The organism is Streptomyces sp. NPDC050528, assembly GCF_044457795.1.
GTDB lineage: Bacteria > Actinomycetota > Actinomycetes > Streptomycetales > Streptomycetaceae > Streptomyces.
Map to the genome: position 1 here is coordinate 192,271 of NZ_JBITHH010000012.1, position 11,308 is coordinate 203,578.

General features: G+C 70.7%; 8 protein-coding genes. 2 read left to right on the top strand and 6 right to left on the bottom strand.

Annotated elements, in window-relative coordinates; genetic code table 11:
- Window positions 1-2: 2 nt before the first annotated feature.
- Window positions 3-2,195: an MMPL family transporter gene (locus ACIBK4_RS36205; protein ID WP_399001789.1), complete on the top strand. Its 2,193-nt coding sequence runs from the start codon at window positions 3-5 to the stop codon at window positions 2,193-2,195.
- Between the two features lie 36 nt (window positions 2,196-2,231).
- On the opposite strand, the gene ACIBK4_RS36210 is transcribed toward ACIBK4_RS36205, so the two are convergent.
- From ACIBK4_RS36210 to rutA, 3 genes are read right to left on the bottom strand one after another with little or no spacing between them, the layout of a single operon-like run.
- Window positions 2,232-2,861 carry an isochorismatase family protein gene (locus ACIBK4_RS36210; protein ID WP_399001791.1) on the bottom strand — a complete coding sequence of 210 codons (630 nt, stop codon included), beginning with the start codon at window positions 2,859-2,861 and terminating at the stop codon, window positions 2,232-2,234.
- Window positions 2,858-4,369, bottom strand: a complete 1,512-nt coding sequence (locus ACIBK4_RS36215) for an MFS transporter (RefSeq protein ID WP_399001793.1) — start codon at window positions 4,367-4,369, stop codon at window positions 2,858-2,860. The genes ACIBK4_RS36210 and ACIBK4_RS36215 overlap by 4 nt, the downstream gene beginning before the upstream one ends.
- 31 nt (window positions 4,370-4,400) lie before the next feature.
- Complete coding sequence (gene rutA, locus ACIBK4_RS36220; protein WP_399001795.1) at window positions 4,401-5,474, bottom strand: pyrimidine utilization protein A; 1,074 nt, start codon at window positions 5,472-5,474, stop codon at window positions 4,401-4,403.
- Between the two features lie 262 nt (window positions 5,475-5,736).
- On the opposite strand from rutA, the gene ACIBK4_RS36225 reads away from it, so the two are divergent.
- Complete coding sequence (locus tag ACIBK4_RS36225; protein WP_399001797.1) at window positions 5,737-8,664, top strand: SpoIIE family protein phosphatase; 2,928 nt, start codon at window positions 5,737-5,739, stop codon at window positions 8,662-8,664.
- Between the two features lie 44 nt (window positions 8,665-8,708).
- Here ACIBK4_RS36225 and ACIBK4_RS36230 read toward each other — a convergent pair whose 3' ends face one another.
- The 3 genes from ACIBK4_RS36230 to ACIBK4_RS36240 all read right to left on the bottom strand — a co-directional run bounded on the left by ACIBK4_RS36230 (window position 8,709) and on the right by ACIBK4_RS36240 (window position 11,256).
- Window positions 8,709-9,152 carry a DUF3592 domain-containing protein gene (locus tag ACIBK4_RS36230; protein WP_399001799.1) on the bottom strand — a complete coding sequence of 148 codons (444 nt, stop codon included), beginning with the start codon at window positions 9,150-9,152 and terminating at the stop codon, window positions 8,709-8,711.
- A 141-nt stretch (window positions 9,153-9,293) separates the two neighbouring features.
- Window positions 9,294-10,577, bottom strand: a complete 1,284-nt coding sequence (locus ACIBK4_RS36235; RefSeq protein WP_399001801.1) for an NAD(P)/FAD-dependent oxidoreductase — start codon at window positions 10,575-10,577, stop codon at window positions 9,294-9,296.
- 13 nt (window positions 10,578-10,590) lie between these two features.
- Window positions 10,591-11,256: a haloacid dehalogenase type II gene (locus ACIBK4_RS36240; RefSeq protein WP_399001803.1), complete on the bottom strand. Its 666-nt coding sequence runs from the start codon at window positions 11,254-11,256 to the stop codon at window positions 10,591-10,593.
- Between the last annotated feature and the right edge of the window lie 52 nt (window positions 11,257-11,308).

Here is an 11,308-nt window from a genome sequence, read left to right on the forward strand (position 1 = left end):
TCGTGTCCACATGCGCGCACTTCGTCCTGCGCCACCGCTGGTGGGTGATCGCGTTCTGGCTGGTCGTCCTGCTCGCCGGCGGCACCGCGGCCGGCCATCTGCAGTCCCGGCTCTCGTCGGACTTCTCGCTGCCCGGCCAGGAGGGCTCCGAGACCCAGGCCCGACTGGCCCGCTCCTACGGCGTGTCCGCCGACCTGGGCTACCTCCCGGTGCTCACCGCACCCACCGGCCGCCCCATCGACCGCGCGGACGTCACCACCGTGGCGAACCGCCTCCGCACGATCCCCGGCGTCCGCGTCCTCGACTACGGCACCACCGGCGACCCCGGCTTTCTCACCCAGGGCGGCCACAGCACCTTCCTGCTGGTCTACGGCCCTCAACCGGCCGGTTTCACCGACCCGTTGGCGCCCACGGTGGACCGCACGGTCAAGGCGGCCGCACGACAGCAGGGCCTCACCGCCGAGGTCACCGGATACAACCAGCTCTCGGCCGGCAGTGACGCCGGAGACCGCGGCGGGCTCAGTGTGCTGGGCGAGACACTCATCGGCGCGCTGGGTGCGCTGCTCGTCCTCGCCTTCGTGTTCGCGTCGTTCCTCGCCCTGATGCCGCTGCTCGTCGCGGGGGTGTCGATCCTGGCGACGTTCCTGGTCGTCCTCGGTCTGACCACGTTCACCGACGTCTCGTTCGTCGTGCAGTTCCTGATCGCGCTGGTCGGGCTGGGCGTGGCGATCGACTACTCGCTGCTGGTGGTCTCCCGCTGGCGCGAGGAGCGGGCCCGCGGCCGGTCGAACGACGAGGCCGTGATCACCGCGGTGACGACCGCCGGGCACGCGGTGCTCGCCTCCGGGATCACCGTCGCGATCAGCCTGGTCGCGCTCGTCGTGGTCGACGTGCCGCTCATCCGCAGCATGGGATTCGGCGGCATGGTGATCCCGGTGATCAGCACTCTGGTCGTCCTCACCCTGCTTCCGGCCCTGTTGAGCCTGGTCGGTCCGCGGGTCGACCGGCCGAGGATCCGCAAGGAGGCACATGTGTCCCGGGCCTGGTCGGCCTGGGCGCGCGGTGTCGTCCGCCATCGATGGGCCGCCGCCGCCGCGGCCACCGCGGGGCTCGCGCTGGCCATCGTCCCGGTGTTCGGTCTGCAGATCGGCCAGGCCGGCTCCGACTCCCTGGCCCGCACCGGCGTCGCCCATGACACGCTGGCCACGCTCGGCGCCGGCGGGGTGGGCAGCGGGGTACTGACACCTGTGCCGTTGCTGGTCCGGTCAGGTGCGGACGCGTCCACCGTGGCCGCTGCGGCGCGGCGGGTACCGGGCATCCGGATGGCGGTCGTGGCCCCGCCCGGACGGGACGGCGTCACGGAGGTCGTCGTCGTACCCACCCGCGAGACGGTGGACAACACCAGCGTGGCGGTGGTGCGTTCGGTCCGCAACGCGACGAAGGACCTGCCGGGATACGTCGGTGTGACGGGCCGGGGTGCCATCGTCCTCGACTACCAGCGGGCGGTCTTCGACGACTTCCCGTACGTCCTGGGTCTGATCGCGCTGGTCACCTTCGTGCTGCTGGTCCGCACGTTCCGCTCCCTGCTGCTGCCGCTCAAGGCGGTGCTGCTGAACCTGGTCAGCGTGGCCGCGGTGTTCGGGATGATCACCTGGTTCTGGCAGGACGGACACGGCTCGAACGCGGTGTTCGGGATCGCCGCGACCGGTGCGCTGACGTTCTGGCTGCCGGTCCTGATCTTCGCGTTCCTGTTCGGACTGTCCATGGACTACGAGGTGTTCATCCTGGCCCGGATGCGCGAGGAGTACGACCGCACCGGTTCCACCGCGTACGCCGTGGAGCACGGCCTGGGCCGCACCGGGCGGCTGGTCACGTCGGCCGCGCTGATCCTGTTCTTCGCCTTCGCCGCGCTGGCGTCCGCCCCGGGCACCGACATCAAGGTCCTCGCCACCGCGCTCGGCGCCGGCATCCTGCTGGACGCCACCGTCGTACGGGCACTGCTGGTGCCGGCGATGGTCTCGCTGTTCGGCAAGTACAACTGGTGGCTGCCCGCCGGGATCGCCCGGCTGCTGCGCGTCGAGCCGTCACCGCTGGTCCCCGACGCCGTCGTTCCCGCCGGATACGAGGCCGACCCGCACCCGCCGACCCAGCCCACGGCCGACCGCGAACCGCTCCTCCCCCAGGTGCGTCCGTGACCCGGGCGGCGTGCTGCACACGACGCGCACGACCGGTCAGCCGAGAGAGGCGAGATACCCCTGAACCCGCCCGAGCGGCCACACCTCGCCGATCTTGTGCCTGATGTCGAAGAGGTTCGCCGCGTGGATGTCCGGGTCCCGGTCGCCCACGGCCTCCTCGACCACGACCGGCACGAACCCGTACTGCATGGCGTCCAGCGCGGTGGCGCGGACGCAACCGCTCGTCGACAGTCCGCCGATGAGCACGGTGTCGATGCCGTTGGCCGTGAGGTGGGCGGCCAGTCCGGTGTCGAAGAAGGCGCTCGGGCACTGTTTCGTCACGGTCAGTTCGTCCGGCGCCGGGGCCAGCCCGTCGATGAAGTCGCCGAAGGGGTTGCCCTCCGCGAACACCCCCAGGACCGGCACCTTGCGCAGGAACAGGCCGCCGTCACTCCCGTCCGCCCGCAACAGCACCCGCGTCACGATCACCGGGATCCCGGCCCGGCGTGCATCGGCCAGGAGGAGCCTCATCGCGTCGGCCGCCGGTTCGACACCGGCGTAGAGCGGGCAGTCCGGGTCGATGTAGGCGCGGGCGGGGTCCACCAGGATCAGGGCCGGGGACGTGCCGGGGGTGAGCCGGCCGTCGAACCCCGCGCGCTCGTAGTCCTGCTGCTGCTGACCGGTCATGGCGACGTCCTTCGTGAAGTGGCGGACTCCGGTGGGGAGTTGACGGCTGCCGTCTCGGCGGTACGGGGTGCCCGCAGCGACGTGGGAAACGCCAGGCAGATCGCTCCCCCGACCACGACGATGCCCGTGAGGACGAACCCCGTGGCGCGGATGTTGGCGACGAAGCGGTCCAACTCGCCCGAGCCGAGGGCGTTCAGCGTGTTCAGTGTTCCGTCGTAGGCGGCCTGTCGGGCCGGTCCGCTCAGGCCCGTCGTCGTGAACGCGAGGGCGAGCGCCGTGCTGAGGAGGTAGCCCACGTTCTGCGTGGTCGAGCGCAGGCCGTTGGCCATTCCGCGTCGGTCGGCCGGCACGGACAGCATCAGCGCGCTCGTGCTCGGCGTCATGAACAGCCCGGTGCCGGCCCCGACGAGGAAGAGAAACGGGGCAACGGCCGGGAACGGCACGGTCGTCGTCGAGAGTGTCAGCGAGAAGCCCAGCAACCCGCACGCCGTCACCGCCATGCCGGTTGTGGTCAGCGCGCGCGGGGTGAAGCGGTCGAACAACGGACCCGCGGCGGCCGAGGCGATCAGCGTGCCGACCGCGACCGGTGTCACCAGCACCCCCGCCTCCAGGGAGGTGGCGCCGCCGACCGCCTGCTCGTGCAAGGAGGCCAGAAGCACGACGGCGTAGCTGCCGACCGCGTTGGCGAGTACGGCCGCGAGCACCAGGGCGATCGCGCGGGTGCGCAGCAGCGCCACGTCGACCAGGGGGTGCGCACGCCGGGTCTGGACGACGACGAAGGCGGCGAGGAGCGCGAGGGTCGCGGCGCCGCAGAGCCACGGCAGCCAGTCGGCGACGGTGGCCGTGACGCCGGGGGTCAGGGTGAGGACGAGCGCGGTCAGCATCGCCGTGGACAGCAGCGCGCCCGGCAGGTCGAACGGTTCACGGACCCTGCCGACCCGCTGCGCGCTCGCCGGAACGGCCAGTACCGACGCGCCGATCGCGACCAGTCCGATCGGTACGCAGACGACGAACAGCCCGCGCCAGCCGAGGAGTTGGGTCGCCGCGCCGCCGACGACCGGCCCGGCGACCTGAGCCGTCGCGGCCACCGTGACGTTCCAGCCGAGGGCCCGGCCCAAGGAACGCGCGGGGAACACGTCGGCCAGCAGGGCCGTGTTGTTGGTGATCACGGCGGCGGCGCCGACGCCCTGCACGACCCGGGCCGCGATCAGGAACCCCGCCGAGGGAGCGAGCGCCGCGAGCCCGGTCCCGACGGTGAAGACGACGAGCCCGGTGAGATACAGGCTGCGGCGGCCGACGATGTCGGCGAGCCGGCCGAAGACGAGGATCAGGGCGGTCGTCACCAGCATGTAGCCGAGCAGGATCCAGTCGGCCTGCCCGGGGTCGGCCCCCAGTTCCCGGGTGATGGTGGGCAGCGCGACTGCGAGACCGCTCATGTTGAGGAACACGGCCACCACCCCCACGGCGGTGGCCGCGAACACCCGCCACGGACTGCGGCCGACGGTCACGACCGCCCGCCCGGACCGTCCGGAGCGACGGTCACCCGGCCTGCGACCGCGACTTCATCAGCGGCTGGATACGGGTACCGAAGTTCTCCAGACCTTCGAGGAAGTCGTCGAAGACGAGCATGATCCCCTTGGTGCCCTCGACCTCGGCGACCTCGTCGAGCAGCTTCGCGACCGTCTCGTACGACCCGACCAGCGTGCCCATGTTGAAGTTCACCGCGCCCTCGGGCAGCACGATGGTCCGGGCGGTGGAGGTGTCGTCCGCGGTGGTGTCCGAGGCCGATTCGCCCGCCATGTACGCCAGCGCCGCGTGGTCGGCGTTGTCGTGGTAGTCCTGCCACTTCGCCCGGGCGGCCTCGTCGGTCTCGTCGGCGATGACCATGAAGAGGGAGAGCGCGCCGACGTCACGGCCGGTCTCCGCGGCCGCGTCCACGAGCGAGGCCGTGGTGTCCGACAGCGCGAGCGGGGTGTTGACCCCGCTGCCCAGGATGAAGTTGTACTCGGCGTGCTCGGCGGCGAACCGGATGCCGGTGGGGCTCTGCCCTGCCGCGACGATGTCGATGCGCCCATCCGTCGGGCGCGGCGAGAGCACGCAGTCGTCCATCTCGTAGAACTCGCCCTTGAAGTTGCTGACGCCCTCGCTCCACAGCTCCTTCATCACCGTGACGTACTCGGCGGCGCGGGCGTAGCGGTTGCCGAAGTGTTCGTCGCCGGGCCACAGGTCCATCTGGGAGTACTCGCCGGGCGCCCAGCCGGTGACGATGTTGATGCCGAAGCGGCCGGGGGCGATGGAGTCGATCGTGGTGGCCATGCGAGCGACGATCGCCGGGGGCAGCACGAGGATCGGCGTCGAGGCGTACAGCTTGATGCGTTCCGTCACGGCGGCCAGGCCCGCCATCAGTGTGAACGACTCCAGGTTGTGGTCCCAGAACTCGGTCTCGCCGCCGAACCCCTTGAGTTTGATCATCGACAGCGCGAAGTCGAGCCCGTGCTCCTCGGCCTTCCGCACGATGGCCTTGTTGAGCTCGAAGCTCGGCAGGTACTGGGGTGAACTCTTCGATATGAGCCAGCCGTTGTTGCCGATGGGGATGAATACGCCGATGTCCATGCCGCTCCTGTGTGACGGGTGGGCGGGGGTGAGCCTGACGGGGTGACAACGTCCGGACATGATCAAGGGGTTCCATACCCCGTTCGCGACGCCCCGTTCCCCCGGATGCCGAGTATTGTCACCCGAGCGAACACAGGTGGACCACCGGGGCAACTCGGTCTGGACCGCTGCCTGTTGAGAGCCCTGTGCGAGAGCGGGAGTCAAAGGTGAGAGTCCTGCGCAGCACCGCGTTATGTGAGGCGGGAACGGTAAAATTTACGGTATGAACGCACGTCTGGCTCTGCTCGGCACCGTGGACCCCGGCGTCACCGAGAGCGAGGTCTTCCGGCTGGCACTGCAGCACGCGGTGGGCGAGCTGGGCGCGCTCGGTGGGGCGATTCATCTGCGCGGCCCGATGTCCGCGCTGCGGCTGGTGTCGTCGACCGGTCTGCCGCCCGCCCTCACCCGCCCGTGGGAGATCATCGACCAGGAGGGCCCGACGGCCCCGGCCCGGGCCCTGCACCGGGGCAGCGGGGTGTGGGTGCCCGTGTCCACGGAGCAGGATCTGACCTGGCCCGGCACCGGTCTGGCCGCCGTACCGGTGTCCGGCGGGGACCGCAGCATCGGCACCCTCACTGTCCTCATGGGGGACCAGGGCGAGCCCACCCCGCAGCAGTGGACCTTCCTCCGGGACCTGGTCGCCTGGACCGAGGAGCGCATGCGCCAGGCACCGCCGCCCTCGCGGCCCTTCCAGCCGGAGCCCAGCGGCAACCGCGACCGGCTTCGGCAGGCCCTGAAGGAGGTCAGTGTCGGCTCCTGGGACTGGGACATCCGCGGCGGCGAGCTGATCTGGGACGAGGCGGCCCTGGAGCTCTACGGCACCAGACCCGAGGACTACACCGCCCGGGTCGAGAACTGGATGGCCTGCGTCCACCCCGACGACCTGGCGCCGACGCTGGACGCGGTGGACCGGGCGATCCGCGGGCACGGCGTGTTCGAGGCCGAGTACCGGGTACGGCGCCTGGACGGCACGTACGGCTGGACCCGGGCCCGCGGCCTGGCGACCTACGACGAGCACGGCGAGCCCCTCCGGATGATCGGCGTGGGCTGGGAGAGCAACGAGTCCCGGACCGCCCGGGACGCGCTCAGCCGTGCCCTGCGCCACATGAGCGACGGCTTCCTCGCGGTGGACGACGAGTGGCGGATCACCTTCGCCAACCTGGAGGCGGAGCGCACGCTGGGCCTGTCCGAGGAGGAGCTGTTCGGACGCCTGCTGTGGGAGCTGCCCACGGTGCGGAACGTCCCCGGCCTGGAGGACCGCTGCCGCAGGGCCGCGGCCGAGGAGACGCCCGTCGGCTTCGACGCCCAGTTGGAGGGCACCGGCCGGCGCCACCACCTGCGGCTGGTCCCGGGTCCCGACGGAGTCACCCTCTATCTCACCGACGTCACCGAGAAGCGCCAGCACGAGGAGGAGCGCCGGGCGTCCGAGCTCTCGGCGGCCCGACGCGCGGTCCGGATGGGCGAGTTGACGGCCGCCCTCGCCAAGGCGACGACCTCGCAGGACGTGGTGGCCGCGGTCGCCCGCCGGGTGCTGCCGCCGTTCGCCGCCGCCGGACTCCTCGTCCAGGCCATCGAGGGCGACCGGCTGCACACCGTCGGCGCGGACGGCTACCCGGAGGCCTTCCTGGCCACCGTCGACGGCCGCGTCCGGACACCCGGTGAGCCGGGCTGGGACGTCATCGCGTCCGGTCTGCCGCTGTTCCTCTCCTCGGTCGAGGAGTACGCGACCCACTACCCCGAGCTGGCCGCCCGACCGGAACGGGCGGGGAAGGAGGCGTGGGCGTTCCTGCCCCTGACGGCCTCCGGCCATACCTTCGGCGTCTGCGTCGTCGCCTTCGACCGCGCCCGCCGCCTCACCGACGAGGAACGCACCCTGCTGACCACGATCAGCGCCCTCGTCGCCCAGGCCCTGGAACGAGCCCGGCTCTACGACGCCGAGCACACCCGTTCCCGCGAACTCCAGCGGAGCCTGCTCCCCCGGGCCCTGCCCGAGCTGCCCGCGTGCACCGCGGCCGCCCGCTACCTTCCCGCGGGCCAGGGCATGGACGTGGGCGGCGACTGGTACGACATCATCCCGCTCTCCGGCGGCCAAGTCGCCCTCGTGGTGGGCGACGTCATGGGCCACGGCCTCCCCGAGGCGGCGACGATGGGCCGCCTGCGCACCGCCCTGCACACCCTCGCCGACCTGGAGCTGCCGCCCGACGAGATCATGAGCCACCTCAACGAACTCGTCGCCGGCATGGGCGAGGAGTCGTACGTGACGTGTCTGTACGCGCTCTACGACTCGACGACCCAGATCTGTTCCATCGCCGGCGCAGGTCATCCGCCACCGGCGGTGGTCCACCCGGACGGCACCGTGCACTTCCCGGAGCTGTCGGCCGACCCGCCCCTCGGCGCGGCTGAACCCCCTTTCGAGACAGTCGAGTTGAAGGTGCCGGAGGGCAGTCTCCTCGTGCTCTACACCGACGGTCTGGTGGAGTCGTCGAAGCGCGAGATGGACGAGGGCATGGCGGACCTGGCCCGTCTCCTGAGCGCGGCGCACCGCACCGAGTCCGGCGCGGAGGCGGACCTGGAGGACCTCTGCGACACGCTCACCGCGGGCCTGCTCCCCGCCGAGCACTCGACGGCCGACGACGCCGCGCTCCTCGTCGCCCGCCTCCACGCCCTGACCAGCGACAAGATCGCCTCCTGGCCGCTCCCCCAGGACCCGCGCGCGGCCGGCCAGGCCCGCCGTCACGTCCGGGAGCAGTTGCGCACCTGGGGCCTGGAGGACCTGACCCCGACCACGGAACTCCTGGCCAGCGAGCTGGTCGGCAACGTCGTACGCCACGCCAAGGGCCCGGTCAGCCTGCGTCTCCTGCACGGCGCCGAGCTGATCTGCGAGGTCTTCGACGGCAGCCTGACGATGCCCCGGATCCGCCGCGCCACGGAGACGGACGAGGGCGGCCGCGGCCTGCAACTGGTCACCGCCCTCTCCCAGCGCTGGGGCACGCGCTACACGCCGACGGGCAAGTGCATCTGGACGGAGCAGGCGCTGCACGCGTCAGGCGTCGGGCAGGAACTGCCGTCCGACGCCCTGGAGTTGGCGTTCCCGAACATGGAGGACTTCACCGGAGACCTCGACGCGCTGGCCTTCGGCGACGAGGACTGACAGACCCGTCGTGAGCGCTCAGGCCGCCGCTCGGCCGACCGCCCCTATGGCCACAGAACCGCCACCAGGCCGATCAGCCCGAGCAACAGACCGGTGGCCACGACCGTGCCCAGGACCATCTCCCCGACACCGATGGTCGCTTCACTCTCGTAGTCGGCCAGGTTGCCGAGGTAGCACCACGTGTCGGGGCGGTCCCGCCGATAGAGCACGGGCAGCTCAATGCCCTCCTCCGGTGGAAAGCTCTTCGGTTTCCCCTTCGCCTTGGCACGCACCAACCGGCCCGTCTCGATGGTGAATTCGAGTGTCGGCACGTAACCCTCGGGGTCGCTCTCGTCCCCGGAGACCCACCGTTGCTCGACCACCACCCCGGTGGTGTCCTTCAGATGGGGCCGCACGAACGAGAGGCGTATCCGCATCAGCACCGCGACCACCGTGACCAGGGCCACGCACGCAGCCCACAGCCCCACCAGAGGCAGGAACCAGCTCAATTCGAGACTCCTTCCCGATGGCACTCGGACGGCACACCACCGCCGCTCCAGGCCGATGCCACAAGTCTGGGAGGTCATACCCGTGTGTCATCGGTGGAACCACGTACAAATGCGGACTCGCGTCCCATCGGCAGGACACGCTCAGCGCAGCCGGTCCTTGGCCTTGTAGTAGGCGCCGCCGAAGGGCAGGAACCAGGCGGTGCCGTTGTAGAAGGGGACGGGGACCTTCGGGAAGCCGAGGCCGCGCAGGGGGTTGGCCTCCGGGTGGCCGTCCATGACCTCGGCGATCGCCCGGCCCATGTAGCTGGCCATCTGGACGCCGTGGCCGCAGTAACCCATGGAGTAGTACAGGCCGTTCTCCTCGCCCGCGTGCGGCATGCGGTCCCAGGAGAAGCCGACGTTGCCGCCCCACACGTAGTCGATCCGGACGTCGGTCAACTGCGGGAAGATCTCCGCCAGTTCGCGCTTCAGGACGTCGCCGCTCTTGACGTCGGAGGCCGGGTTGGAGGGCGCGAAGCGGGCCCGGCCGCCGAAGGCCAGGCGGTGGTCCGGGGTGAGGCGGACGTAGTGGCCGATGTTTTTGGAGTCGACCACCAGACGGGCGTTCGGGATGAGTTCGCGGGCGCGCTCCTCACCGAGCGGCTCGGTGACGACGACGAAACTGCCGACGTTGATCAGCCGCTTGCGGAACCAGGGCATCGCCTTGTCGGTGTAGGCGTCGGTGGCGGCCATGACCTGCTTGGCGCGGATGGTGCCGTGCAGGGTCTCCACCAGGAAGCCGCCGCTCGGCAGGCGGGTCAGGCCGGTGGCCGCGTTGCGTTCGTGGATCCGCGCGCCGGCGCGTTCGGCTGCTTCGGCGAGGCCGTGGACGTACTTGCCGACGTGCAGTCCCGCGCTGAGCGGGTCGAGCAGGGCACCGTGGTAGAAGTCCGAGCCGAGTTCGGTACGCAGGTCGCTGCGGCTCAGCAACGTGGTGTCGTGGTCGAAGTTCTCGGCCAGGTCGCGCTGGGTGGCCTTCATCGCCTCGAAGTGCTGTGGTTTGTACGCCACTCCGAGGCGGCCGGAGCGGTTGAAGTCACAGGCGATCTGCTCCTTCTGCGTCAACTCCTCGACCACGTCGACGGCTTCACGGAACGCGTCGTACAACTCGCGGGCGCGGTCCTGCCCGTAGCGCTTGCGGGCCTCGCCCACGCCGATGGTGATGCCCTGCGTGCACATGCTGCCGTTGCGCCCCGAGGCGCCGGAGCCGATCTTGTCCTTCTCGACGAGGACGACGTCGGCGCCCTTGCCGGCGGCGTGGTAGGCGGTGGACAGGCCGGTCAGGCCGCCACCGATGACGACCACGTCGGCCGACTCGGGCAGGTCCTTGCCCGAACGGTCGGGCAGGGGCGGGGCGGTGTCCAGCCAGTACGGGATCTGCTTCATGCGGGGCTCCTGTTCAGCAGCCGAGGAGGGCGGGCAGGCCGGACAGGTCGGGCAGTTCGTCGTACGGCTGGTAGGCGGTGCTGCCGGGGCGGCCGTAGCGGTTGATCCACACACGGCGCTTCAGGCCCAGGTCGCGGGTGGGGATCAGGTCGTACTCCCAGCCCTGCGCGGTGTGGATGACCTGGGACGGGTCGACGCCGATGGTCCGGTAGGCGTGCTCGAACGTCCGACGGTCCGGCTTGTACGCCTTCGCCTGCTGGGCGGTGATGACGTGGTCGAACTCGACGCCGATGTTGGCGATGTTCCGCGCGATCAGTTCGTCGTCGGTGTTGGAGATGACGGCGATCTCGTAGCGGGACTTCAACGCCCGCAGGGCGTCCGGGACTTCGGGGAAGGGGCCGAAGGTCGGTACGGCCTCGACGAGGGCGTCGCCGTCGGATGTGCGGTACTCCAGTCCGTGCAGGCGCATCGCCATCCGCAGGCTGGAGTGCAGGACTTCGTGGTACGGGCGGTAGGGCTCCAGGACGGCCTGGAAGCGGATGACACGGAAGTCGTCGAGGAACTCGTCGACGTCCAGCCCGTCCAGGTCGAGCCGGTCGGCCAGGACCTTGAGCGTGGTCGGGCCGAGCTGGAAGTCGACCAGGGTGCCGTAGGCGTCGAAGGTGACGATCTCTCGCATGAAGTGCAGCCTCGTTTCAGGGAGTTCGGGGGACGGACTTCGGGGAGCGGAC